This is a genomic window from Sphingobium lactosutens DS20, from assembly GCF_000445105.1.
In the GTDB taxonomy this organism is placed as follows: Bacteria; Pseudomonadota; Alphaproteobacteria; order Sphingomonadales; family Sphingomonadaceae; genus Sphingobium; species Sphingobium lactosutens.
Map to the genome: position 1 here is coordinate 90,361 of NZ_ATDP01000108.1, position 25,237 is coordinate 115,597.

Genomic DNA, 25,237 nt, shown 5'->3' on the forward strand with positions numbered 1-25,237 from the left:
GGCCGGAACCTGATAATCTTCACTCTTCGTCAGCGGCGCTCAAATTATGCACCATCTTGTTGGCCGGTACGATCAGCGCGCGCGGGCACAGTCGGCTTGAAGCGACACGGCTTATGCCTGGGCCAATCACCAGCAAAAAACGCATTGACAGGCAGGATGTACTGTTCCTAATAAATGGCGACGCTCGATGAAACAGAGCGAATCCAGCGGTTGGTCACTCAGCTGAAACGGTGCCCATCGCTTTGAAAATCCTGGGAGGGGAAGAAGAAATGAAGCGATTCAAGCTGCATACCGCACTCGGCCTGTTTCTTACGGGAACGGGAGTACCGGTCGTCGCTATTGCGCAGACTTCAGTGTCGGATGCCGGAAGCGCGACCGCGTCTTCCCTGAGCGAAGACATAATTGTCACCGCGCAAAAGGACCGGCAGACGCTGCAGCGAACTCCCGCAGCGATCACAGCTATTCAGTCCACTGAAATCGTGACGCGCGGCATCACGGATCTTGTGAGTGTGCAGAACTTTGTGCCTTCGGCGCGCATCCAAGCCCAAGGCGCTTCGGTCGAGGTCTACATTCGCGGAATTGGCACGACCAACGATTTTGCCAATACCGAGCCGCCGGTCGCATTCGCTATCAATGGCGTATATGTGCCTCGCGAGGCCATGAGCACACCCTTTTTCGACATCGACCAGATCGAGATTCTGCCCGGTCCACAGGGCACGCTTTATGGTCGCAGCGCCATTGGCGGCATCGTGAACGTCACTCTGAAGCGTCCGACCCACGAATGGGAAACCCAGGCTATCGGCGAAGTTGGCAATTACGGCCTATTCCATGGGACGCTGGTCCAGAACATTCCGGTTTCGGACAATTTCGCCCTCCGCGCGGGTGTCGACTACACGAACAGAAATGGCTATCAGAAAAGTGGCGCATCGGCTGCGGATGATCTGGCAGGCCGCCTCTCTGCCCTCTATACGCCGACGGAGAACTTCTCTGCCTATGTCTGGGGCTTCCTGACCCGCAAGCGCGGCACTGCGACGAACCTCGTCAACAAAGGCTTCAATCCAGAGACCGGGCAGGTTGACGGTAAGTCGTTCCTGCATAACGATCCGTGGGATGACACTCTTACGGGTCCGCTTCTGGAGCCATATACGGCACTCTTCGGGCCGGTCAAAAGCTTCCCAGTCGACTATGATGGTCTGTCTGTCGGCGCGCAATTCGATCTGACGCTCGGTGACGTGACGATTTCGGCGATTCCTGCCTATACGAGTGTCGATTCCAAGATCAACTACTTCCTCGGTTCTTTGTTTGCTGTCTACAATGCGAAGATTAAGGCATACTCGAATGAACTGCGAGCCTCCGGTGACAGCGGTCGCATGAAGTGGCAGGCAGGCGTCAACGTCTATCGCCAGGTGAACTCGGACGTGACCGGCATTCCTCCAATTTTCATTAATTACAATTACAGGAATCGCTCGAAAGGCGTGGGCATCTATGCACAAGCGACCTACAGCATCACTGACGAATTTCGTATCACTGGCGGCGGTCGCTACAGCTCCGACAGCCGCACGGGCCGGGGCGTAACGGCGCAAGCAGCTTTCGACTACAGCTCGAATGCGCCTTGGACCGCTGACGTAAAATCGAACCATCTCGACTGGAAAGTCGGACTCGAATATGATGCGACAGACAAAGTTCTGCTATACGCTACCGTCCAGTCCGGCTACCAGCCGGCGACATACAATTCGACCCCCGACACGGATTCCTTCGACAATCGCGTGGATTCCTCAACCATCATTGCCTACACTGCAGGCTTCAAAAGCCGCATGTTTGATAATAAACTGACCCTGAATTCCGAGTTCTTCTACTATGATTATAAGAACCTGCCGCTTCAGGGCTATGACCCCGATCTTCTTTTCAACCCAATTTTCAACTCGCAAAAAGTCGAAATCTACGGGAACCAGACAGACATCATATTCAGACCTACGCGTAATGACAATCTGAGCGCCTCGATCGGCTACCTCCATGCGCGCCAGACGGAGGCGATCGTTCCCAGCTCGCCTTTCTTTGGAAAAGCGGCGGGCCTTGACGTCAGTGGCCTGCAGATGATGAATGCGCCGACCTGGACAATCACGGCCAGCTATTCGCATGACTTTCAGCTGTCCCGAGGGTACGTACGGGCGTTTGTCGGAACCCGTTATGAGTCCGACTTCTACGGCTCCTACACCCATGGCATCGGATCCCGACAGAAGGCTTACTTCATGTCTGACGCAAACCTGACTTATCATGACGAGCAGGGAGGGTGGAGTTTGGGTGCGTGGATCAAGAATATCGAGAATGAGGCTGTTCAGTCCGCTCTCGGACTGGGCGGCACCCCAGGACCAGCAATAACCTTCCTGCAGGCGCCGCGTACCTACGGGCTGCGCGCGACCTTCGATTTCTAGAGTGTACTGGGCGGATCGATACGTCTGTCAGGTCTGAAGTCCCGGACGAAGCCTTTGGGTAGCAGATAATCCTTTCCGAAGCACCCCCCTCCGCCCAGACCTTAGTCCTCAGGATGTAATCGATGCATTTGAAACGACTTGGCTTTCGTCTCCAAACTGGCCGCCGCAAGCCACCTTTCAACTCCGGACAACGTTCCGGAATAAGTAGGAGTATGTGACATGCCTGGAAGACTGGCTGGTAAAGTCGCTATCATCACCGGTACGGGCAGCGGTATGGGACGGGCTGCGGCAGTGGCCTTTGCCCGTGAAGGCGCGAAGGTGGTGGGATGCGACATTAATGAGGCGCGTGGTGAGCAGGTCGTTGCAGAAGTGACCGCCTTCGGTGGCGAGATGGTATCGTTGCAACCTGTGGACCTTTCTGTTCCCGATGGCGCTAATGCCTTGATCAACTTCGCGCTCACGCAATACGGCGGAGTAGACATTCTTTATAATAATGCCGCGATGGCCTATTTTGACTTCTTTCCCGCGATGACTTATGAGACGTTCTCGCGAACGATGCGAGAAGAGGTCGATATCGTCTTTCTTCTCACTCGCGAGGCTTGGCCGCATATGGTTAACAGGCCGTTGACGAAGTCGGCGGTGGCTGATTCAGTGCGGCAGTGGGATTGTCTGGCGGGTTAGCGGCGATGGCGATGGGGCGTGATAGCGAGGTCCAGTCCGATTTGATCGTGACGTGGGCGGAGATACCGCGTTCACCGGGGCATGTTTTCTACGACAAGCTCCAGAAGCTGCTGGCCGAGGCGGGCTTCGATGGCTTTGTCGAGAAGACGTGCAAGCCCTATTATGCGCCGCGGATGGGAGCCCCGTCGCTGCCGCCGGGCCGCTATTTCCGCATGCTGCTGATCGGCTATTTCGAGGGCATCGACAGCGAACGCGGGATTGTCTGGCGCTGTTCGGATTCGCTGTCGCTGCGGGAGTTCCTGCGACTGTCGAGCCGCGACAAGGTCCCTGATCATAGCTGGTTGTCGAAGACGCGGAGCCGCCTGCCGCACGAGGTACATGACCAGATCTTCGGCTGGGTACTGGCCCTCGTCGCCGGGCACGATCTGGTGAAAGGCGAGCGGATCGGCGTCGATGGCTCGACCATGGAGGCGAACGCCGCGCTGCGTACCATCGTGCGGCGTGACAATGGCGAGACCTACCGCGAGATGCTGGTGCGCATGGCGCAAGAGAGCGGCATCGACACGCCGACGATCGACGACCTTGTCCGGCTCGATCGCAAACGCAAGGGCAAGAAGCTGTCGAATGCGGACTGGGCGAGCAAGACCGATCCCGACGCGAAGGTCGCGCGGATGAAGAACGGCTCGACGCGTCTGGCCTACAAGCCCGAACACGCGGTCGATCTCGACACGGGTGTTATCGTGGCAGCGCCGATCCACCCGGCCGACAAGGGCGACACGACAACGCTCGACGCCACGCTGGAGACGGCAGCACGCAACCTCGCCGACATTGGCCTGGCGCCGACGTCCGGGGATCCCTGCGATCTTGTGACCGATAAAGGCTATCATTCGCGCGAGCTCCTCAAGGGTCTCGACGGCGACATCTGGAAGACGCGCATCGCCGAGCCGGCACCGCCGAATGGATATCTGCGCTGGCACGGCGACGAGGCTGCCCAGAAGGCCGTCTACGCCAATCGGTCTCGCCTGAAATCCGCCGTCGGACGCAAGGCGATGCGCAAGCGTGGTGAGATGGTCGAGCGTAGCTTTGCCCACGTCCTGGATCGCGGCGGCATGCGCCGCGCGTGGCTGCGCGGGCGCGAGAATGTTCACAAGCGTTATTTGATCCACGTCGCCGGGTTCAATCTTGGCATTCTCATGCGCGCCCTGTTCGGTTGCGGCACTCCGAGGGGCGCCAGGGGCGCATCCAAGGCATTCTTGTTCGTAGTTCAGACCGATGTTGCGCTCGTCATCGCCCTCGTCGCCGAGTTCGACGGAGAAAGGGCCATGCTCCTCATCGTTTTTACCCCTGAAGGCGCTGACAGACCCGGCTGAAAACCGACTTCGTCACCGCGCTGTTAAGCGGGGCGGGGGATCCATAATCAATACTGGCTCTATCGCGGCGAGGGTCGGATCGAAAAGTCAAGGATCTCTTGCCCATACCACTGCGAAGGGCGCAGTGGTGGCCATGACCCGTCAGCTTGCCGCGGAAGGTGGTCCGCACGGAATTCGTGTCAACTCGATCTCGCCGGGTTTCATTCGATCGGCGCAGACTGAGCCCTTTATCGCCGATACTAAGGTCATGGATATGATCAGCGAAAATTTCCTCATTAAGCGTGCCGGCGAAGCAGAGGAGGTCGCATCCTGTGCGGTCTATCTTGCTTCCGATGAGAGCGGTTACGTGACGGGGGCTGATTTCCTCATCGATGGCGGTTTCACGGCCATTTAGCAGGCGGTCTGTATGTGCCAAGCAGCCGGTAATTCACTAGAGGGCAGTCTGGCTGCCGGTGCATGAGGCTACCGAAACGGCTCGTATCACCAATTCGAAAAACCGGATATACCGTTTGTTCGTGCGTAGTGATTTGTGGCATTATCGTCGACGGTTCGGTGATTGCAGCAGGTGTCATGTGCAATTGCCAGTTAGGTGAATCGGAAAGCTATCGTCGGACCGGAAAAGTGAAGGGCGGTGCCTCAGAGCGCAAAAATGATCGGAGAGATGTCATGGTTCATGATAAGAAGTCTGCAAAAGTTATAGCTAAAATGTTTTCGTCAATCGAGCAGGGGGATATGGAAACATTCCGCACCTGCTTCGAAGCAGGCGCCATCATTTGGCACAATTTTGATCAAGCTGAGCAGACCGTCGAGCAAACGGCGGATATCCTGCAATATTTCTGCTCCTCAACGATATCTCGTAAATATCAGCAGCAGCGGATATCGTGGGCCGACGACGCGGCATTTTCTCAGCATTTTCTGACAGCAAAATTCCCGTCCGGCTATGAAATGCGACTGCCGGCGCTCATGCGTATTGTGATTGGCGCTAACGGTTTAGTTTCGCGGATCGATGAGTACTTCGATCCAAAGGACTCGGTGGTCCCCGAAGTCGAGCAATCTGACCTGGTCGCGTCGAACTAGAGGCGTGGGGTAGCGTGCGACGGAGACATCGCCGCAGTCCAAGCAATGGGAGAAAGGAAGGCAGGGCATAACCTGCAACTTGCCTGCGCCCCGCAACACAAATCGAGGAATTTGCTATGTCAAAGATCATTATCAGCTGCGCGGTCACAGGCTCGGTTCATACTCCGACGATGAGTCCACATCTGCCTATCACACCCGATCAAATTGCGCAGCAGGCCATCGAGGCTGCCGAAGCAGGTGCTTCCATTCTTCACCTTCATGCCCGCAATCCGGAGACTGGCGAGCCGACCCCGGATCCTGCCGTTTTCATGGATTTTCTGCCTCGGATCAAGCAGGCAACTGATGCAGTCGTCAACATCACCACTGGCGGTGGGCAGAACATGGCGCTGGAGGACCGGTTAGCGGCAGCTGAGCATGCCTCACCGGAACTATGCTCTCTCAACATGGGATCGATGAATTTCGGTCTCTACCCGATGATTGAAAAATACAATTTCAGCCAGGAATGGGAGGGGGCCTATCTAGAGGCATCCCGCGACAGGATATTCCGAAATACCTTCAAAGATATAGAGAACATCATTGAACGTCTTGGCGTGCGACACGGTACGCGCTTTGAGTTTGAATGCTATGACGTGGGGCATCTCTATACGCTGGCCCACTTCCTAGACCGGAAGCTGGTCAAGCCGCCGCTGTTTGTGCAGTCGATCTTCGGTATTCTCGGTGGCCAGGGTGCAGACACAGAGAACCTCCTTCACGCCAAGCGAATCGCGGACAAACTATTCGGCGACGACTATCAATGGTCCGTAATGGCTGCGGGCCATCACCAGCTTCCTTTCGTGACGATGGGCGCATTGAATGGCGGCAATGTACGCGTCGGTCTGGAGGATTCTCTTTACGCCGGGAAAGGGCGTCTCGCAACCTCCAATGGGGAACAGGTTCGTATCATTAGATCGGTTCTCGAATCGTTGTCTCTGGAAGTTGCGACGCCGAGCGAAACGCGGAGCATCCTCGATCTGAAGGGCGGAGACAATGTTTCGTTCTAGTGACGTTATGGATGAGAAATGATCGTGGGGAAGGACTCCAACAGATGAACTATCAGACGATCAAGTATGAGATCGACGAGACGGGCATTGCTCTTTTGCTGCTTAACCGGCCCGATCGACTGAACGCATTCACCGTTGAGATGTGCCAAGAACTCGAGCACTTCTATCGCGCGGCCAGCTTGGATGATTCCATTCGGGCAATTATCGTATCCGGTGAGGGAAGGGCATTCTGTGCAGGCATGGATCTTGGCGTCCAGGGCAATGTCTTTGGTCTCAGTGAAACGCTGCAGCCTACGCTTGAGGACATGAACAAGCGGCTACACGACGAAGCGATCCGGGATGGTATTCGCGATACGGGTGGCCGCGTCACGCTGGCCATGTACGACTGTCTGAAGCCCATCATCGGTGCGATCCATGGTGCAGCCGTGGGTATCGGGATTACCATGACGCTGCCCATGGATATCCGCTTGGCCACCAGGGACGCCCGGATCGGCTTTGTGTTCGGCCGGATCGGCATCGTGCCGGAAGCCTGCTCCAGTTGGTTTTTGCCGCGGATCGTTGGCGAACAGACTGCCTTGGAATGGACATTGACCGCCGATATCATCGATGCGGACACGGCACATGCCGGCGGGCTTGTTCGGAGCGTCTATGACGATCACGCGACAATGCTGGAGGAGGCTTATGCCCTGGCCCGTCGCATGACCCAAAATCGTTCGCCCGTTGCGGTCGCGCTCACGCGCCAGATGATGCGCCGGAATCCGGCGCTTCCGCACCCGGTCGAAGCCCATAAGATTGATTCTCTTGCCGTCCTTCACGCGAGCAGGCTGGAAGGCAAGGAAGGTGTGAGCGCCTTCCTCGAAAAGCGTGAGCCCCGTTTCACTGGCAAAGCCTCGGAGCTGTCCTTCTTTCCATGGGAGTTGACCGACCGCTGAATCTCTATGAACCGCACCCGGTTTGCCGGAGGCTCCAACTCCTGAGAAGGTGGAGTCGGTATGAGCAAGACGACGAAAAAGTTTGCGCCGGAAGTTCGCGAGCGCGCGGTACGAATGGTTTTCGGCCACGAGCGGGATCATCCCTCGCGATGGGCCGAGGTGGTGTCTATCGCGGAGAAGATCGGCCGCGTTCCGCAGACGCTGCATGAGTGGGGTGAAGAAAGCTGAGTTCAACAGTGGCAAGCGTGCCAGTGTCCCGGCCGAGGTTGCCGACAAGGTGAAGGCGCTTCAGCGCGACGTCCGTGAACTGCGGCAGGCCAACGAGATTTTGCGCAAAGCGTCCGCATATTTTGCGCAGGCGGAGCTCGACCGCCCGTTCCGGCGATGATCGCGTTCATTGACGGTCACCGCGATGCCTATGGGGTCGAGCCGATCTGCCGCTTCCTGCCGATCGCCCCATCCACTTACAACGAGCGCTTCATCCGTCCCCGGGGATCACCGGCGCTGCGTGGTAAGATCGCACCGTACTTCATGAGATCGTCACAGCCGACAACATGGTGTCTGACGGCTGCGCCAAACGGGTCCCACGCGACGATCACAGATGCTGGCTTCGCGTTAGCAGCGTTGCCAGTGGGATACCTCTTTGGGCTGGCGGCAGAGACAGGGCAGCCGTCACCTCTAGCCTTCGGCTCAAATGGTGACTAGGAATCTCGGACTAACACCAGTCTGTCGTGAAGGTAATTTGATGGGAAACTACAGTGTGGCAGCGGAAGGAAGATCGGGTTCCTTCCAAAAGGCGCGGGGACAAACCGCCCCCGCCGCCGCGCATGCGACGTCTATCTGCTACGGTTCCTTTTCGAGGCCGATCCTTTGATGGCGAGGCATGTCAGCGAAGAAGAGGCCTTGCTAGTACGACAAAGCGACCGAAGTGCTATCACACGCAACAAGCTGATGGACGCAACTTACCGCATCCTTCGGGACGTTGGGCACGCTGGACTGCGATCAGCCAATATTTCCTCCGAATCCGGAGTGTCACGTGGCGGCTTGCTTCATCACTACCCCTCTAAGGAGGAACTTGTCGCTGCAGTTTATGAGCGCATTCTCGTGGACATGGAACAAAACGCCAGAAGTGCCTTGGTCGACGTCCGGAATGAAGATGTTTTGAAGCAATTTGTCGGCGTCGCGCAAAGGCGGTTCTTCGACGAATCGTACCGCATCGTACTTGACATACTCGTCGCGTCGGGCTCCGAAGAACCTGTGATCAAGGTGCGGGAGGCATATTCCTCTCCCAATTACCGCATGGCGAGACTGGATTGGGCAGAGAGGCTTGCGGACACCGGCATCGGCTTCGACCAGGCAAGCATTGTGACGCGGTTCCTCTGGGCCACGGTTAAGGGCACCGCTATTCGTGCGCTGGTTCGCAGGGATGATGTCCTGGAGGATCGCATCATGAGATCGGCTCTTCGCCTCGCCGAGCAGCACTGTGATGCATTGAGAAGATCAGCCTGACTGGCCGATGGCAGCCGAAGCATTTCCAATCGGTGAGGCAGTTGCGGTGAGCCATGCTAAGCGGCTGCCGGGTCCGGCATCGCCGTGGCGCCGAGACCGCATAGTTTATCACAATTCCGCAGCTGCCTTGCTTTGCGTGATTAGGCCTACCCGTGCCACTCATACTTACCAGATCAGTCACGGATTCGCCGAGGCGGATTTCCTCAACATGGAGGCGGTTCAGGAGCACTGACACCCGAAGGATTTAGGTACGTCACGAGCCACAGCGTGGAAAAAATATGAGTATGGCGGGGTTGGGGCCATCGGTTCCGAACCCGTTGTGGCTCTAGAATCGCCATCCGTTCCTTGCCGTAAATGGTGAGCGATCAGGCGTCGCCGCCGGCAACGGTGCCAGCATCCAGATAACGGTCCGCGGTTTCCTGCGAAGCGAACGCCTCCAAGGCGACGCTGAAATAGTAGGCGCCGCCGCGCGTTCTACTCGGCTGGCCGCACGGCATCACCATTGTCGCGCAGGCTGGCGGTCAGCTTCAAGATATCCTGAACGAGCAACAGCCATCGGCCATCTGACAGAGCGGCAGCCGGAGCGCTCTCGATCTTGCCGAGCGGTTGGCCGCCGGATTGCTGCTCAAGTGGGTTCAGACCTGTGCGTCCACGGGCAGCAGTCAAAAAAGATGCAACTCGGACTTGATACTAAAAGAACTTCGATATAGAAGGATATTCAATCTCGATGATTGAATGTCCAATGCGAGTCGCGGGGTTACACGCCGACTGCGACATAAGATAAGGAACCGTTGTTCCATGACCCCTGAACAGAATGATCTTTTGTGTCGTGTTGAGGGCGCAGCGCCGATGGGCGAGTTGATGCGCCAGCACTGGATGCCAGCGTGTATGATCGAGGAAGTGGCCGAGCGTGACGGAACGCCGTTGCGCGTGCGCCTGCTTGGTGAAGATATGGTGATATTCCGCGACACAGAGGGGCGGGTAGGCGCGCTCGACGAGAAGTGCCCTCACCGTCGCGCCTCGCTGGCGTTCGGCCGTAATGAGGAGTGCGGACTGCGCTGCCTCTATCACGGCTGGAAATTCGACGTGGATGGCAATGCCGTCGACATGTCGTCCGAGCCGGTCGATGCCAAGCTCCGGTCGACCATGAAGACCAAGGCCTATCCGGTGCGGGAAGCTGGCGGATTCGTGTGGGTATGGATGGGCGATCCCGATCAGGTTGCGCCATTCGATGCACCGAACTGGGCGACGGCGCCAGACAGGAAGATCAGCATCGTCAAGATGCACGGGTCTTGCAACTGGGCGCAGGTTCTAGAAGGGTCCATCGACTCCGCGCACAGCTCCAGCCTGCACTCGTCGAACATGCCTACCGCCACCGGGGTAAGCGGCTCCACGGCCACCGACACAGCCTGGCTGCGTCCGTCGGCGGACAAGGCACCGCGACTGGAGGTTCAGAAGACCCCCTTCGGCTTCCGCTATGTGGCCATCCGCAAGCCGATCGTGAACGAGGACACGACCGACTACATCCGAATGACGCTGTTCGTGGCGCCGTTCACAGTCCACATTCCTTCGAACGACCAGTACCACCTCAGCCAGATGCTGGTTCCGATCGACGACGAGAATACGATGTTCTACTGGATCGCCTGGCACCCGACCAAGGGTATCTCGCAGGATGCATGGCGCAAGTTCTGCGGCGCTGAAATCGGCAAGGATGTGGAGCCGATCACCTTCAGGAAGATCCGTACGCTGGAGAACAACTATCTCCAGGATCGCGAGGCGATGAAGGCGGGCGACTTCACCGGTATCTACGGCATCCCCACCCAGGACATGGCGATGTGGGAGTCGATGGGCAAGATCGCCGATCGTGGCGATGACCGCCTGGGATCGAGCGATAAGGCAATCTTCGCCTTCCGCACGCAGATGTACCGTGCCGCCCAGGCAGTGGCCAGGGGCGAACCGGCGCTTGGTGCCGGTACGGGCATTCCACATGCGAAGCTGATGTCGTTTGAGGGCATCGTACCCAAGGGTACGGACTGGCGCCTGCTCAATGTGTCGGAAGAGGAAATGGCCATCGGCGCGGATCAGAAGTCCCGCACCGATCTCGAGGAGATCGTTTCCTGATGATCGACACACTGGAGGCACTGCCGCCGACTGCCGGACTCTATCGCAAAGGACTGGATGACTTCGTGGCGAGGGTGCTCGCGGAGGATCTCGGAATCGGGGGTGACGTCACAACCTCGTCCACTATCGGCGCCGACGTTCGTCTTTCCGCGCAGATCCGCAGCCGACAGGACATCGTTCTTGCGGGTGTGGATCTGGCGGTCGCCTTCTTCATGGCCCTGGACCCGCAGGTGCGCGTCGAGAGGTTGGTGGAAGACGGGGCGCGGGTGCAGCCCGATCAACCGATCATGCGTCTTGAAGGCAATGCCCGCGCCATGCTCGCCGCTGAACGCTCGGCGCTCAACACGCTCCAGCATCTCAGCGGCATCGCCACGCTGACGCGCCAGTACGCCGATGCGGTCGCAGGAACCGGCTGCACGCTGCTCGATACGCGCAAGACCGTTCCCGGCCTGCGCGTGATCGAGAAGTATGCGGCGCGCATGGGCGGGGCGACCAACCATCGCATGCGGCTGGATGACGGTATTCTGATCAAGGACAATCATCTGGCGCTCTGCGGCAGCGTGGAGCAAGCGGTGCGATCCGCCAAGCAGTCGGGGCTGGAGGTCCAGGTCGAAGTGGATCTGATCGAGCAGATCGAGCCGGCACTCCGTGCGGGCGCCGATCGTCTGCTGTGTGACAACATGTCGCCTATGACGCTGCGCCAAGCGGTCGCGCTAGTGGACGGTAGGGTGCCGATCGAAGCATCGGGCGGCGTCCGACTGGACACCATCCGTGCGATCGCCGAGACCGGCGTGGACTTCGTGTCCGTCGGGCGCATCACGCAGAGTGCGCCGGCCGCGGACATCGGCCTGGACTATACACCGGCTTCAGACTGACGAACGTCTGCGCAGTATGGTCGTCCGTCCCGTAGATAGCACTTCCTGCAGAAGCGGGCAGGGGCTGCCTCGGGAGGTACGGGTCTGATCGGGATGGCGACCGGCCGGCAGGCGCCGGGCCGGCGTCTACAGCGAGGCCCAGCCTTTGAATTATCAGGCGGGGTCCCCGGCCGCGGCAACCTGTTCAGGTAAGGATTCCAGTTCCGCTTTAAGGTTGGCGGACATCCGCCGCAGCACTGACGCGCAGATCTCGACCTCTTGAGGATCGATGCCAGCCAGCGCCACCTGATTGATGTCTATTGCGTACTGCATCATCTCCTGTTCGAGGGCGCGGGCTCGGTCGGTCAGGAAGATGCGCAGCTTGCGCCGATCACTGGCGTCGCGCGTCCGCTCCACGAGCCCTTGCGCCACCATGCCGTTGATCATGGTAACGGTTGTGTTCTCGGCTACGTTGGTCATGTCGCTGAGATACTTTTGCGTCACCCCTTCGCCAAGCCAGAGTACGCGCAGATAATACCAGAAGCCCGATTTCAGCCCATGCCGGGAAAGATAGGCGTTGAGCAGCCTGTCGAACCGTCGATGGCAACGGCGCACCTGATAACCGAGGCTCTCTTCTGGATCCAGCTGCGGGGTAAGTGCGGACATCCGGCCCTCCATCGCGTTCGGCGGTCGTCAATGCCATCATGAAGCCGCCTCGGCAAGCCGCCCGTGTCCAACGAGTGCAACGCCCGGGATTCGCCGCAGGTGACGCGCTTCGGCGGATCCCGGGCGTCTCGGTCAGATGCGGAATTCGGCAAACGTCTCGGGCGCGAACATCTCCTCGACCGTCAGGCGACGGGGTGAGAGACCCTGTTCGTGGTGATAGCGCGTGAAGGTTTCCAGCACCTTGCGGTTCTTCTCAATGCCGTAGGGCCACCATTCGTCACCGAGCGTTGCGATGGTGTCCTCTACCATGGCGATCTGCCATGGCAGCATCGTCTTGAGCGAGGCGGACACACGTAGTTGCTCGTATGTGAGCTTCTGCGCTTCGACGAAGGCCTTGTAAAGTGACTGCGCAATCCAGCGATGCTTCTCGTAGATTTCGCGGCGAATTGCCACGACGTGCATGATGGGAAAGATGCCCGTCTTGGCGAAATAGGCCTTCTCCACATCGACGAAGTCAGGAAACAGCCGCCGTACCTTGCCGGGCTCGCTATAAAAGGTTGATGGTGCCCGGGCCGTATGCAGAGCGTCGATCTCGCCATCGGCCAGCATTCGGGTCAGTGTCTGGGTGGGACCGATCGGTTCCACCCTGAACTTGTCCGGGAGGTTGAGCTTCAGCTTCTCCTCGCGGCCGGGTTCTTCCTCGCCGCCGGTCACATAGGTAACGGAGGATGGGTCGATGCCGTACTCGTCCTGGAGGATGCCCCGGATCCATACGGGCGCCGTCATCTGGTACTCGGGCACGCCAATCCGCTTGCCTACAAGGTCCGTGGGCTTTTCGATCCCACTTTTGGCGGAGACGAAGATGCACGAGTGGCGGAAGAAGCGGGACGGGAACACCGGAATGGCGACAAAGGCCGGATTGTCGCGTCCAAGGGTGACGCAGTAGGAGGACATCGAGAGCTCGGCGACGTCGAACTCCTTGTTGCGAAGCATGCGGAAGAAGGTTTCCTCCACATCGAGCACCTGGAAATTCAAATCGATGCCGTCCGGCACCACCCGCCCGGTCTGAATGGCCTCTGTCCGGTCATATCCCCAGCAGGCCAACGAAAGGTTCAGTCGTGTCATCGTGTATTACTCTCCAGAAGCTATCGTAAGGGGGCGCGGGTCGACGTCGGCCGCCAGCCGGCTGGATTGAAGCAGGGCGGTGCAGCAGGCCATCGTGTCGAGGCCCCACTCGCCGTCGTGAATGGGAGGGCGGCTGTCGAGTACCGCGTCCGCAAACTCCTCGATCACCGCAGCGCGGGGAACTTCGGGCGGGTCGATGGGAATGAACTCGCGCGTGACATCGCCATAGACTTCGATGCCGGTCGGCAGCAGCTTGAGGTCGGCCCGTTCGCAGCTGACGAGAATGAAGCCGAAGTGCTCGTGATGCGGGGCGGCGTTCGGCAGGGTGCCGCCCGCGCCGAAAGTGCGGGCGAGCTTGGCCCGTTGCTCGTCGCCCGCGCTGAGTGTCGCGAGCAGGCGCCGCGCCTCGCCGTAACGGGCGGGGTCCTTCGGCTGGCCGAGCTCGGAAACCCAGCCTACGAGTTCATCGGTATCATAGTGGGCATAGCCGCTGTACGTCAGGGTCGCCGTGGCCCCGCCCGCGAAGCTCAGCAGCGCGGTATATGCTCCTTCGCTCGGTCTGGTTGCGTCCCAATTCGCCGCCATTGCTCGCACGCTGGCGACAGGTTGGCCCACGAGCCGCCGTACGACGTCGATCTGGTGCGCAGCCTGGCTATAGACGACCCCGCCGCCGCGGCTGCTGTCCAGTTCTTCCGCGCGCCGTGGCCGGAACATGAAATCTGTGAAGTTGAGCGCCGTTACAAGCCGGACGGAGCCGAAGCAGCCGGATGCCACGAGTTCTGCGCCACGCCGGACCTGCTCGTCGAAGCCGTGGCTCGGGCCGACGACGAGCACCCGCCCGCTGTCCCGCGCGGCTGCAGCCATCGCCGCGCAATCCGCAACCGTGGTCGCCATTGGCTTCTCGACCAGGACATGCTTGCCGGCCCGCAGGGCCGCGATCGTCTGGGTTGCATGATATTCGTGAGGGGTAGCTATGTACACCGCATCGATGTTGGGATTGGCAAGGAGCGTATTCATCTCGGCATAGCCCGGGCGGCCAAATTCCTCGGAGAAGCGGGTTAGCGCCCCCGGGCGAAGATCGAAGGCGCCGGCCAGTTCGATTCGGGGATGCCGGAGCAGGGCGGGCAAAGTCAGCATAAAGCCGCGGCCAAGCCCGATCACCCCCAGCTGCAGTGCCGTCATCCAGAACCTTCCGTTCACATCAATATGAATGGCGGATTGGTACTTCGATATAGAAGCATTTGCAAGCTGTTATCGTCTTGTCCGGCTCGCCCGGTTTTCCAGCGTACCGAGCTCCCCCGTCTACCGACCGTGGATATCCAGTATTATGCCCTGCAGATCGGGATGGGGCGGTCTGGAATCGGAAACGAGCATTTGGTTTCCACCAATCTGCTGAGGGTGGCTGGTCCGTCGACATTGAGCCGCGCAGTGCTAGGGCGTGCATTTGAAAAAGCAACCTATCCAAGAGCATCGACAATCCTGTCGCCTGGACATTGAGGGTCTGCTTCCGGCGTGCTTTGCCAGAACAGGGGGCGAGATGTCTTGGAATAGCAAGGAGGTTCCGTTTGTGCCGTCGAAGCTTTAGGGCCTGCTCCTGCGGAGGAGAGCGAAATGTTGCAGCGCACGTCTTCGATCGTGGGCGATGGCTGCGAATGTCCACTGCAGAGCATCACTGTGCTGGGAGGTTGCAGTCCGTCGGCTCCCGGGCGAACAACGCTGCCAGAGCTAGTGCGCATTGAACCCATTGCGACCGAACGGGGGGGGGGAACGCATTACAGCCGGTCAAGCCCTAGTAGCTCGTTCGCGTCCTCTGCCATAGTCGGCCGCCGAGCCGCGCGGAGGCCCGTCCCAGAAAGAATATCGTTGAAAAGATTTTGATGCCAAATCGCACTTCCTGTCGGCGGCGGTTGTCGGGAACGGCTCGACGACGGCGACTTATACAAGCCGACGCTGTTTGATGACGTCGATCCGGTGAGTGCACGGGTGCTGAAGGGAATCTTTCTGTCCGGGTGATGCGTGAACGGCACCGACGAGAAAGCCATCGATCGCTAATGCCAGCGTTTTCTGGCTTCACAGGATGTTGGTGGCGGATCCGACTGAGGCTCGAGATCGCTCGCCGGCTGCATACCGAGCAGTGCGAGCAGCTTTGCGGCGGGTATCTGACCTGCCCCCGCAGGTCACGTGCATGAGATCCACGGTTGTCCGCTGGGCGAAATGTCGTCGGCATACGGGCATTGACAATTAGTTACTTCTATATAGAAGTATTGGAAACGGACAGGCCCTTCCTCATAGGAAGATCCCTGAGCGGCTCCCGTGGGTTCCGTTCAATGTTTCAATCGATCACCTGATGCCGGGGGCCTCCGGGCAGTTGATCCCATAGGCAAGGCGTAACTTGAATATCTTCATCACGACGAGAGAAGGCGACAGCCAGACTGCCGCGCTGGCAGCCCAAGGCACGCTAATGGAAGCGATCCGGGATTCCGGCTTCGATGAATTGATGGCGCTGTGCGGTGGTTGCTGCTCCTGCGCGACCTGCCACGTATATTTGGATGAGGCTTTTGCGGACAAGGTGCCGCCGATTGGCGAGGATGAGGCCGACATGCTGGACTCGTCTGATCATCGCAGGCCCAATTCGCGCCTGTCGTGCCAGATCGTGTTGAGTAAGGCACTGGACGGGCTGCGGGTCACGATCGCGCCGGAAGATTAAGGCCAATACGCTGTCAGTACGGGAGTAGGGCAGGATGAAGCGGGCGGACATTGTGATCGTAGGGGCAGGGCATGGCGGTGCACAGGCGGCCGCCGCACTGCGTCAACGCAAGTTCGAAGGTTCGATCCTGATGATCGGCGAAGAATCCGAGATTCCGTATGAACGGCCTCCGCTGTCGAAGGACTATCTGTCAGGCGAGAAGGCTTTCGAGCGCATTCTCATCCGGCCCGCAGACTTCTGGGCCGACCACCGCGTCGAAATGGCAATGGGCGGGAAGGTCGTCGCGGTCGATCCGGAGGCGAGGACTGTTCAGCTGGAGGATGGCGGAACCATCGGTTATGGGGAGCTCGTCTGGGCGGCGGGTGGCCATCCGCGGAAGCTGTCATGCACCGGCCATTCACTGACGGGAGTCCATTCGGTGCGCACCCGCGCCGACGTTGACAGGATGATGGGTGAGCTGGACGATACGACTCGCGTGGTGGTCATCGGGGGCGGCTACATCGGTCTGGAAGCAGCTGCGGTGCTCAGCAAGCTTGGTAAGTCGGTCACAGTGTTAGAGGCGCAGGAGCGTGTTCTTGCCCGTGTCGCAGGTGTCGCCCTCTCCCGCTTCTACGAGGCCGAACACCGCGCGCATAGCGTCGACCTCAGGCTCGGAGTTGCGGTCGAATGCATCGAGGGGGATAGCCGTGTTACCGGCGTGCGCCTCGGCGATGGAACTGTGCTTCCCGCAGAGATGGTCATTGTCGGCATCGGGATCGTGCCTGCGGTCGAGCCGTTGCTTGCTGCCGGCGCCAGAGGAGGCAACGGCGTTGCCGTGGACGAGCATTGCCGGACATCGCTGCCGCACGTCTTCGCTATAGGGGATTGCGCCCTCCATGCGAACCCCTTCGCGGAAGGCCTGCAGATCCGGCTCGAGTCGGTTCAGAATGCAAACGACATGGCGACGATTGTCGCCAAGGCGATCACCGGGGCCCCTGAAGCCTATCACTCGGTGCCGTGGTTCTGGTCCAACCAGTACAATCTTCGCCTGCAGACGATCGGGCTGTCCATCGGGCATGACGAGGAAGTTCTGCGAGGCGATCCCCGCGCGCGCAGCTTTTCCGTAGTGTACCTGAGGCAGGGCAGGGTGATCGCGCTCGACTGCGTTAACGCCACCAAGGATTACGTCCAGGGCAAGGCGCTGGTGGCCGGCCGCCTGCAGATCGCAGCAGAGCAACTGGCGGATGCAACTGCACCGCTGAAGTCGCTGCTGCCTGCCTGAGCCACAGATTGGACGCAAGGTCGTTGTCCTTTGTCGCTCTCATTGCCGTGACAGCGCCTTTCGTATTCAAGCGACCTGGTGCCGGCAGCTGATGTCCACCCCCGCACCGGCACCGTAGGAAAAGTGGCGGCAGCGACTTCCGCCTATCTCGAACGCCTCGGCAAACCCTTGGCACTGTAGGCGACTGCCTTGCGCCCGCGAGAACGCGATGGTCGGCGGCTAAATCTTCTTCGGCTCGATCCAGTGGGTGACCACGTCGTCGTTCCGGTCGATCAGCGTGGCGACATAGTCGCCGATGTCCTCCGCGCTCGGCCATTCGGGGCGGTCGTGGTGGTGACTGATGCGCCTTCGGGTGTTGATGGGAGGCATCAGCAGCTCGTGCACCTTCAGCCCGGACGGACGAAGTTCCTCGGCGAGCGTCAGCGTCAGCGATCTCTGCGCGGCCGACATGGCGGCCACCGGCCCGGCGCCGGGATGCGGGCCTTCGGCGCTCTGCCCGTTGATATGGACATAGGTGCCGCTCCCCGAGGCCAGCAGGGGTACGAAAGTCTTCATCGCAAGGAAGTGAGTCGTGAGGTTGTTGCGGAGGATCCGTTCCCACTGGTCGAAGCCGAGATCGGTGATGGCAAAGCCCTGCGACCAGCCGCCCAGCGCCGCGACGATCAGGTCGATGCGGCTGGACAGTGCGGCGATCCTGTCACGCAGCGCCTCCGCCTCGGCCGGCGTGTCGAAAAGGCCATCGACGGTTTTCAGCGTGCCCGTCTCGATGTCGCCCACATAGTCGCGCAGGGCGTCGCCTTTCACCTGGCTGCGCGAAGGCACGATAACGGTTGCGCCGTGCTTCAGAAAGCTGCGGACGATCCCTTCGCCAACGTCGCCGGTGCCGCCCAGCACCAATGCCGTGAGGTCTTTCATCTGTTTTCCGTCCTCCATCCAATGCCGCCGCCGGTCCGGCTTGACGACCGAAGCGCCGCTCTCCTAGCATGATAACCGACAGGTGTTGGATTAACCAGCCCTGATAGGGGCGGCAGATGACGGTGCATTCACGAGCGGCGGACAAGGGCTTTGGCGACGGCGCTGAAGCCGAGGATGCGCGGATAGAGCGCACCCGTGCCCGGCTCGCCGCCGCGGTGCTTTCGCTGGCGGCCGAGCGGGACATCACGAGTGTGTCGGTTTCGGAGCTAACGCGCCGCGCGGGCATCAATCGCAGCACTTTTTACGAACATGCCCGCACGCCCGTGGAACTGCTGACCCGCGTCCTCTCCTGCGAGCTGGATATGGTGCGGCGGCGCGGGATGGACCAGCTCGAACGCGACGGCCTCCTGCTGCGCGACCTGACCCGCAGCACGCTGCACGCAATTCTGGCGCATGTCCTCAGGCATGAGGATGTCTACGGCGGCGTCGGTCGCGCCTCGGCCAGGTTTGCCCTGCGCGTGGTGCTCGCCGAGCATATCGAGCAATCCATGCTGACCATATTTCGCGAAGGCTTCGTGAACCCGCCGATGCCGGGACCGGAAGCCGCCGCGCTCTATGCGGCCCAGCTCGCCCATGGCGCCGCCGGCGCCGTCGAGGCCTGGCTGCATCTTCCCGGGCCTCGCGACGAACGGATGCTGCTGGCCGCCATCGAGGCGATGTACCCGTCCTGGTTCGCGCCCGATCGGGCGCTTTGAGGGACGCCTCGGGCTTCCGTGCCGCCCGCTTGTCAAGAGGTCTCCGATCGTCATCGGGACGACTGGCGGCGGCGGGCTGGCGCGCTTCCAAGCGGCCGGCCCGCTGTCCATGCCATCGAGCGCATATTCCATGCTCCTGGTCTGGCGGGAAATCGGCCGGCATCGGCACCGCACCTTGTATCCCGTCCGTCCTTGCCTGACTGATGCCGGTGACGGCCGAGCCGGGCGCATTGCCGGGCTCGGTCGTCGTGGCTATGTCGTGGACTCCGTGGCCTGATGGAAGACATTCCGCCAGACGCCGTTCTCCTTCTCGTAGATCCGCACATGACGTGCGTGCTTCACCGGATTGAGGCCTTCCCGCGTCCGGATCCTGTTTCTGTAACTGCCCACCGCATAAGCAAATTCGGGCCGGGCGATTATCCTGTTCTCTTCGATATCGAAGCTTTCGAAGCGGAACTCGGCACGGGCGAGACCGTCCAGGAATTCGGCCTTGCTTCGCCGCCGGCCAGTGCTCTCGATGTGGATGTAGCGGTCGCTCGTGATATCGTCCAACGTGGCGACATCGCCGCGGAGGAGGGCGTCCATGCGCACCGTTTCGAGCCGGGCCACAATTTCCCGGACATCCTGTTCAGACATTGCGGGATCCTCTCAAAATCACTGTCCACTCATATGCGGCCGCTTGCGCGCATCCTGCAACAGGTCCCAAGTCAACGCGCTCCCTCACCCTTCCCTGCGCGGGCGCCTTCGGTTACTTGTCCTGGCAAATCACTGCCTGTCGCGCATGTACATGCGCGACGACATTTGAAGCCGGAGAACTGAATTGAGCCTGCCGAAGATAGGGATCGTGATCGGATCCACACGTGAAGGACGCTTCGGCGACAAGGTTGCGGACTGGATCCATGGCTTGGCGTCGCAACGCAGCGATTTCGAGTTCGAGATTGTCGACCTGCGTGATTACCCCCTCCCGCTGTACGACGAGCCGGCCCCGCCGATCTATCAGCCGGCTACCCACGAGGTGGCGCAACGGCTCAGCGCCAGGATGGCGGGACTGGACGGGTACATCTTCATCACCGCCGAGTATAATCACGCGCCGACAGGCGCGATCAAGAACGCCATCGACTATCTTTTCCCGGAGCTGGGTCACAAGCCTGCGGCCTTCGTGGGATATGGCGGCGTCGGCGGCGCACGCGCCGTCGAGCAATTGCGGCTGATCCTGGTGGAGCTTCGGGTCGCCCCGCTTCGTGACGCCGTGCATATCGGCCTGGCCGAATTGCTCGGCATCAGGGAAGGCAAGACCTTCTCGGATTATGAATATCTCACCCGCAGCGCCGAAACGATGCTCGATGAACTCGCCTGGTGGACCAGGACGCTTCGCGAAGGTCGAAACGACCGATAACCAACGACCGTTTCCTGCCTCGAACTGCATAAGCGAGCAAGGGGAGAGAGGTCGGCGCGCTGCTCGCCCAAGCGCCGGGATTCACGGGAAGCATGCGGAACCGGCGCCCGCGGTCGACGCGCTATGGCGCCGTTTCGTGGTCATCCTCCAACTCGACGCTTCGCTCCTGGATGCAGGCGGGCAAATGCACCGCCAGATAGTCGATCAGGCTGCGGACCGACGGCAGCATCCCGCGCGGGGTCGGATAGAGCAAATGGATCATGTGGGTCTCGGCGGACCAGTGCGGCAGCACCGTTTCGAGAACGCCGCCGCGGACGGATGCGGACACGATAGGCTCCGGCAGCAATGCGACGCCGATGCCGTTGACGGCCGCCTGGAGCTGCATGCGCAGATCGTCGGTCGACAGCCTGGGCGTGTGCGTTATCACGGCGGCTTGGCCCGACGGGCCGGCGAGCGCCCACCGCGCCTGGCCGTCATGCACGTCTCCGGGCCTGCTGAACGTATCCATCCGCGCAAGATCCTGCGGCGTCCGGGGCCGTCCAGCGGCATCCAGATAGCCGGGGCTGGCCACCAGCACGCGGCGCGCTTGTCCGAGTTTCCTGGTCACCAGTCCGGCCGCGCCGTCGATCCGGGCGCCCGCGCGCAAGGCCAGGTCGATGCGCTCCCGCAGCAGATCGACGAGGCGGTCGCTGGCCTCCAGTTCCAGACTGACTTTGGGATAAGTCGCCAGATAGCCCGGCAGGATCGGCGCGAGATAGCTCTGGGCCATCACCTGCGGGCAACTGAGCCGCACGGTGCCCGCCGGCTCGCGGCGCAGGTCCGCCATGCTGTCGAGGGCGCTCCGGGCGCCTTCGACCAGAGCCTGCGCCTGGACGAAGAAACGCTCGCCGGCTTCGGTCGCCGCGACATGCCGCGTGTTGCGCTGGAGCAGGCGCACGCCCAGCCGATCCTCCAGCGCGGCGACGCGGCGGCTGAGCCTGGTCTTTTCGATGCCGGTCGCGCGCGCCGCCGCCGAGAAACCGCCATGCTCCACCACGGCCGCGAAATAGGCGAGGTCGTTCAGATCTTCCATGAAGCAAGCCCATTGGTGCGTATATGCACCAGTCTTTACCGATTTTGCCGAATTATCAAGCCGGTGGTGCTTCCTTATATCCTATCCACGACAAGACCCGAAGCGGCGGAAGCGGTGGATGCCTGAATGAGCCTGATTCTTTCTCCCGTCGTGAATGCCGGGCCAGCGACGCTCGGCGGTCATTTCTCGGCGCATCGCCTCGACCTGGCCGGGCTTGGCGATTTCGCTTCGCCGGTGATGGGCTTCGATCAATACCGGATGAGCGGCCCCACCTTCGCGCCGCATCCGCATGCCGGATTCTCGGCGGTTTCCTATGTGTTTGAAGACTCCCCGGGCGGACTGCGCAATCGCGATTCCCTGCAGCACGATCTGGTGATCGAGCCGGGCGCGATGGTGTGGACGCAGGCCGGGTCGGGCGTGGTCCATGACGAATTTCCCGCGCGGACCGGCGAGGAGGTCCACGGCGTCCAGATTTTCATCAACCTGCCGCGCCGGAAGAAGGACCTGCCGCCCCGGATGCTCGCCATCGCCCCGACGGACGTTCCCGAGGTCGTGGACGCGGCCGGCAATCGCACAAGGGTGCTGGCCGGCCGTTTCGCCGAGACGGTCAGCCCGGTGGAGCCGGCCGAGCCGTTCGACCTGTTCGACGTCACGGCCCGCGGCGCGTGGCATTTCCGCGTGCCCGCGCGGCGCAATGTGCTCGTCTATGTCCTGAGCGGCGCCATCGAGGTCGGCGCCGGCGATCAGGTCCGACAGGTGAAAGCCTTTCAGGCGGTCGCGGGGCAAGCGGACGAGGCGGACGATCTCCATGTGAAGGCGCGGGAGCCGGCACAGTTTCTGCTGCTTTCAGGCACGGATCCGCGCGAGCCGGTGGAGATCTACGGGCCTTTCATCATGAATGATCAGGCGCAGTTGACGGCCGCCTTCGAACGCTACCGCAGGGGCGAGATGGGGCGCCTGTCGCCGATCACCTGAATCCAGCCCGGCCCTGGGAGGGCTTCCTGCACTACAAACCGGAGAAATCAAGATGAGCAAGAGTCACTCTGGAAGGGTTGCCCTGGTTACTGGAGCAGGTCGTGGGATCGGCCGGGCGATCGCGATAAAACTCGCGGAGCTTGACGCGAAGGTCATTCTTGTGGACCGCGAGGATCCCGGCGAGACGGCGGTGCTGATCGGCCCCGCCGCGACTTCCGTGCAAGCCGACGTCTCGCGGGATGAGGAGTGGGCGAGGATCGCGGCCTTGGCGGACGCGACTTTCGGTCGGTGCGACATCGTCGTCAACAACGCCGGAATATATCCGACGGCGAGAATCGAGGATCTCACGGTCGAGACCTGGCGACGGACCCTCGCGGTCAATCTGGACGCCCATTTCTTCAGCGCGCGCCATCTCGTCCCCCTGATGCGCCGGCATGGCTGGGGGCGCTTCGTCAATATTTCGTCCAGTTCGATCGGCACGCCGCTTCCCGGAACCAGTCATTACATGGCCAGCAAGATGGGGGTCATCGGCTTTGTCCGGGGGCTTGCAAACGACGTCGCGGAGTTCGGAATCACCGCGAATGCCGTGCTGCCGACAATCGTCCAGACTCCCGGAACGAAGGATGCGCCGCCGGAGTTCGCCGAATCGGTATGGCGGCAGCAGGCCATCAAGCGGTTCAGCGAGCCGAACGATCTGGTGGGGCCCATCGCGTTCCTTACCAGCGAAGATGCGCATTTCATCACGGGGCAAGCTCTGCCGGTGGATGGCGGACTGTACAGGGTTGGGTGACTAGACTGGTAGATCGGAGACTGTTTATGTCGCCATTCGAGCTTTTGAGCCATGGCCAGGTGAAAGGGCGCCGGATCGGTCAGTTTGCTGACCGGGGTGACAGCGGTCAAGGCCGGAAGGTCGAACTCATCTTGGCGGAAACCGGCGCCATTGTGGAGGCTGCGACATGGATCCCAGGGCCCCAAAGACGCCGAGGCGCTTGCATCTGCGTGCGAAGTCAAGCGGTCTGGCGCAGTTTGATGGGTCCAACACCGGCACGAACCTCACGGTGGATGACAGCGCGACGGCCAGAACCGGGCATTTCGGTTCTGTCCTGACCTTCAGGGTAACGCCTCGGGACGCAAGGCCGATGTCGCCTTGTGCCGGGACAGGAGCATTACGTTATGAAAAGCAGAATTCTGATCAGTAACCGTTACGGTCAATCGGATGTCCTCAGTATCATCGAAGAGGAGCTTCCTTCCCTGGCGGCGGGTCACGCCCGGATCGAAGTCAGGGCGGCTGGCATCAACCCGATCGATGCGCGCAGGATGACGGGCGAAATCCGGTTCGGTCCCCTGCCTTTGAGGTTCGGCACCGAGTTCGCGGGCCTCATCACGGAACTGCCCGCCGACGCGGGGCAATGGGCCATTGGCGACGAGGTTCTCGGCTCCGGCGGCGGCTTTACGCACGCCACGATCATCGACGTTCCGGTCGGCAACCTCATCCGGCGTCCGTCCACGATCGATTGGGCCGTGGCTGGCTGCCTGGCCGGAACCTCCCAGACTGCGATGGCGGTCCTCGACGAGCTTGGCGACATCGGATCGCTGCTGGTCCATGGCGGCGCGGGCGGGGTCGGCACCGTGCTGGTCCAGCTTGCCCGCGAGAAGGGCATCGAGGTCGTGGCGACGGATTCGGGGGCCAACCACGACTATCTGCGCACGCTCGGTGCAACGCCCGTCGCTTATGGTCCCGGCCTGGCCGAGCGCATCGGGACGGTCCATCCCGCTCCGTTCGACGCGGCGATCATCCTGGCCGGCACCGAGGAAGCCACGCACGCCTCGCTCGCCACGGTGAAGCCGGACGGGGATATCGCATCCACCACGGGTATCCCCGCCCCATCGGAACGGGTCCGCGCGACGGGGCACAAGCCCAGTCCCGCCAATCTCCAATATGTCGTGGATCGGGTCGCAGACGGCCGGATCAGGTGGGAAGTCAGCGAGACTTACCCCTTCACCAGGGCAGCCGAAGGCTTTGGCGCTGTTCTGCAAGGGCACACGCGGGGCAAACGTGTCCTGATTTTCTGATCCCGGCGCTCTCTTCGCGGAGCGTGATCGACACCATACGCCGCCTGCAGTTGTTCGGAACGGGCGAAGAAATCCGAGTCATCATTGCGACTCGTAGCGAGGAACCCCCTTGTTTGCCGCGGCATTGGTACCGCGCAGCCCGACAGCGGGCTCATCGCCCGGCGTATCGGGAACCGATGGATGCGGTTTCGACGGTCCAAAAGGATTTGGCAGCGAAGAGGTAATCGCGAACGATCGAACTGATCGCCTGACCGTGCCGCTTCGATACAGTTTGGC

Annotated in this window: 24 protein-coding genes, 1 pseudogene and 1 other annotated feature; of the genes and pseudogenes, 18 read left to right on the plus strand and 7 right to left on the minus strand. The window is 60.9% G+C overall.

What is annotated here, in order from left to right:
* Positions 1-269 precede the first annotated feature (269 nt).
* The 9 genes and pseudogenes from RLDS_RS52165 to RLDS_RS54800 all read left to right on the plus strand — a co-directional run bounded on the left by RLDS_RS52165 (position 270) and on the right by RLDS_RS54800 (position 9,041).
* The gene (locus RLDS_RS52165) at positions 270-2,432 is read left to right on the plus strand and encodes a TonB-dependent receptor (RefSeq protein WP_021228423.1); all 2,163 of its coding nucleotides are present in this window, start codon (positions 270-272) and stop codon (positions 2,430-2,432) included.
* Positions 2,433-2,651: 219 nt separating this feature from the next.
* Positions 2,652-3,113, plus strand: a complete 462-nt coding sequence (locus tag RLDS_RS52170; protein WP_021228424.1) for an SDR family NAD(P)-dependent oxidoreductase — start codon at positions 2,652-2,654, stop codon at positions 3,111-3,113.
* A gap of 5 nt (positions 3,114-3,118) precedes the next feature.
* Positions 3,119-4,483 (plus strand): transposase, encoded by a 1,365-nt coding sequence (locus tag RLDS_RS52175; RefSeq protein ID WP_013039168.1) that lies wholly within the window; start codon positions 3,119-3,121, stop codon positions 4,481-4,483.
* The gene (locus RLDS_RS55620) at positions 4,386-4,877 is read left to right on the plus strand and encodes an SDR family NAD(P)-dependent oxidoreductase (RefSeq protein ID WP_084515020.1); all 492 of its coding nucleotides are present in this window, start codon (positions 4,386-4,388) and stop codon (positions 4,875-4,877) included. Before RLDS_RS52175 ends, RLDS_RS55620 begins: the two co-directional genes overlap by 98 nt.
* A gap of 272 nt (positions 4,878-5,149) precedes the next feature.
* Entirely contained in the window at positions 5,150-5,560 is a 411-nt protein-coding gene (locus RLDS_RS52180) for a nuclear transport factor 2 family protein (protein WP_021228426.1), read from the plus strand.
* A gap of 116 nt (positions 5,561-5,676) precedes the next feature.
* Positions 5,677-6,600, plus strand: coding sequence for a BKACE family enzyme (locus RLDS_RS52185; protein WP_021228427.1), 924 nt, complete (start codon positions 5,677-5,679; stop codon positions 6,598-6,600).
* Positions 6,601-6,644: 44 nt separating this feature from the next.
* The gene (locus tag RLDS_RS52190) at positions 6,645-7,532 is read left to right on the plus strand and encodes a crotonase/enoyl-CoA hydratase family protein (protein WP_021228428.1); all 888 of its coding nucleotides are present in this window, start codon (positions 6,645-6,647) and stop codon (positions 7,530-7,532) included.
* A gap of 60 nt (positions 7,533-7,592) precedes the next feature.
* Positions 7,593-8,000 (plus strand): annotated as a pseudogene (locus RLDS_RS52195) (transposase); the annotation flags it as partial.
* Positions 7,875-7,991: a sequence feature (AL1L pseudoknot), on the plus strand. It overlaps the preceding pseudogene by 117 nt.
* 405 nt (positions 8,001-8,405) lie before the next feature.
* Positions 8,406-9,041, plus strand: a complete 636-nt coding sequence (locus RLDS_RS54800; protein ID WP_031299121.1) for a TetR/AcrR family transcriptional regulator — start codon at positions 8,406-8,408, stop codon at positions 9,039-9,041.
* 474 nt (positions 9,042-9,515) lie between these two features.
* Here RLDS_RS54800 and RLDS_RS56165 read toward each other — a convergent pair whose 3' ends face one another.
* Positions 9,516-9,707 (minus strand): hypothetical protein, encoded by a 192-nt coding sequence (locus RLDS_RS56165; RefSeq protein ID WP_152528142.1) that lies wholly within the window; start codon positions 9,705-9,707, stop codon positions 9,516-9,518.
* A gap of 132 nt (positions 9,708-9,839) precedes the next feature.
* Between RLDS_RS56165 and RLDS_RS52205 the strand changes: the two genes are divergently transcribed.
* On the plus strand, positions 9,840-11,162 hold the full coding sequence (locus RLDS_RS52205) for a Rieske 2Fe-2S domain-containing protein (RefSeq protein ID WP_031299122.1): 1,323 nt from the start codon (positions 9,840-9,842) through the stop codon (positions 11,160-11,162).
* Positions 11,162-12,037, plus strand: coding sequence for a carboxylating nicotinate-nucleotide diphosphorylase (gene nadC, locus RLDS_RS52210; protein ID WP_021228432.1), 876 nt, complete (start codon positions 11,162-11,164; stop codon positions 12,035-12,037). The genes RLDS_RS52205 and nadC overlap by 1 nt, the downstream gene beginning before the upstream one ends.
* A 153-nt stretch (positions 12,038-12,190) precedes the next feature.
* Here nadC and RLDS_RS52215 read toward each other — a convergent pair whose 3' ends face one another.
* From RLDS_RS52215 to RLDS_RS52225, 3 genes are all read right to left on the minus strand, one after another.
* Entirely contained in the window at positions 12,191-12,682 is a 492-nt protein-coding gene (locus tag RLDS_RS52215) for a MarR family winged helix-turn-helix transcriptional regulator (RefSeq protein ID WP_021228433.1), read from the minus strand.
* Between the two features lie 132 nt (positions 12,683-12,814).
* Positions 12,815-13,807: an ABC transporter substrate-binding protein gene (locus tag RLDS_RS52220; RefSeq protein WP_021228434.1), complete on the minus strand. Its 993-nt coding sequence runs from the start codon at positions 13,805-13,807 to the stop codon at positions 12,815-12,817.
* A 6-nt stretch (positions 13,808-13,813) separates the two neighbouring features.
* Positions 13,814-14,989 (minus strand): Gfo/Idh/MocA family oxidoreductase, encoded by a 1,176-nt coding sequence (locus RLDS_RS52225; protein WP_021228435.1) that lies wholly within the window; start codon positions 14,987-14,989, stop codon positions 13,814-13,816.
* A gap of 1,222 nt (positions 14,990-16,211) precedes the next feature.
* Here RLDS_RS52225 and RLDS_RS52230 point away from each other — a divergent pair.
* Both RLDS_RS52230 and RLDS_RS52235 read left to right on the plus strand, forming a co-directional pair.
* Positions 16,212-16,514: a 2Fe-2S iron-sulfur cluster-binding protein gene (locus tag RLDS_RS52230; protein ID WP_408021197.1), complete on the plus strand. Its 303-nt coding sequence runs from the start codon at positions 16,212-16,214 to the stop codon at positions 16,512-16,514.
* 34 nt (positions 16,515-16,548) lie between these two features.
* Positions 16,549-17,775 (plus strand): NAD(P)/FAD-dependent oxidoreductase, encoded by a 1,227-nt coding sequence (locus RLDS_RS52235; protein ID WP_021228437.1) that lies wholly within the window; start codon positions 16,549-16,551, stop codon positions 17,773-17,775.
* A gap of 219 nt (positions 17,776-17,994) precedes the next feature.
* Here RLDS_RS52235 and RLDS_RS52240 read toward each other — a convergent pair whose 3' ends face one another.
* Positions 17,995-18,690, minus strand: a complete 696-nt coding sequence (locus tag RLDS_RS52240) for an SDR family oxidoreductase (RefSeq protein ID WP_021228438.1) — start codon at positions 18,688-18,690, stop codon at positions 17,995-17,997.
* A gap of 116 nt (positions 18,691-18,806) precedes the next feature.
* Between RLDS_RS52240 and RLDS_RS52245 the strand changes: the two genes are divergently transcribed.
* On the plus strand, positions 18,807-19,445 hold the full coding sequence (locus RLDS_RS52245; protein ID WP_021228439.1) for a TetR/AcrR family transcriptional regulator: 639 nt from the start codon (positions 18,807-18,809) through the stop codon (positions 19,443-19,445).
* A gap of 252 nt (positions 19,446-19,697) precedes the next feature.
* Here the strand turns inward: RLDS_RS52245 and RLDS_RS52250 are convergent, their stop codons facing one another.
* Positions 19,698-20,081 carry a nuclear transport factor 2 family protein gene (locus RLDS_RS52250; RefSeq protein WP_021228440.1) on the minus strand — a complete coding sequence of 128 codons (384 nt, stop codon included), beginning with the start codon at positions 20,079-20,081 and terminating at the stop codon, positions 19,698-19,700.
* Positions 20,082-20,265: 184 nt separating this feature from the next.
* Here RLDS_RS52250 and RLDS_RS52255 point away from each other — a divergent pair, with 184 nt between their 5' ends.
* Positions 20,266-20,841: an NADPH-dependent FMN reductase gene (locus RLDS_RS52255; protein ID WP_021228441.1), complete on the plus strand. Its 576-nt coding sequence runs from the start codon at positions 20,266-20,268 to the stop codon at positions 20,839-20,841.
* Between the two features lie 121 nt (positions 20,842-20,962).
* Here RLDS_RS52255 and RLDS_RS52260 read toward each other — a convergent pair whose 3' ends face one another.
* Positions 20,963-21,913, minus strand: a complete 951-nt coding sequence (locus RLDS_RS52260; RefSeq protein WP_021228442.1) for a LysR substrate-binding domain-containing protein — start codon at positions 21,911-21,913, stop codon at positions 20,963-20,965.
* 126 nt (positions 21,914-22,039) lie between these two features.
* Here RLDS_RS52260 and RLDS_RS52265 point away from each other — a divergent pair, with 126 nt between their 5' ends.
* The 3 genes from RLDS_RS52265 (at position 22,040) to RLDS_RS52275 (ending at position 24,961) form a co-directional block, all read left to right on the plus strand.
* Positions 22,040-22,888, plus strand: coding sequence for a pirin family protein (locus tag RLDS_RS52265; protein WP_021228443.1), 849 nt, complete (start codon positions 22,040-22,042; stop codon positions 22,886-22,888).
* A 52-nt stretch (positions 22,889-22,940) separates the two neighbouring features.
* Positions 22,941-23,678 (plus strand): SDR family NAD(P)-dependent oxidoreductase, encoded by a 738-nt coding sequence (locus RLDS_RS52270; RefSeq protein WP_031299130.1) that lies wholly within the window; start codon positions 22,941-22,943, stop codon positions 23,676-23,678.
* A gap of 383 nt (positions 23,679-24,061) precedes the next feature.
* Complete coding sequence (locus RLDS_RS52275) at positions 24,062-24,961, plus strand: NADP-dependent oxidoreductase (RefSeq protein ID WP_021228445.1); 900 nt, start codon at positions 24,062-24,064, stop codon at positions 24,959-24,961.
* The last annotated feature ends 276 nt before the right edge of the window (positions 24,962-25,237 follow it).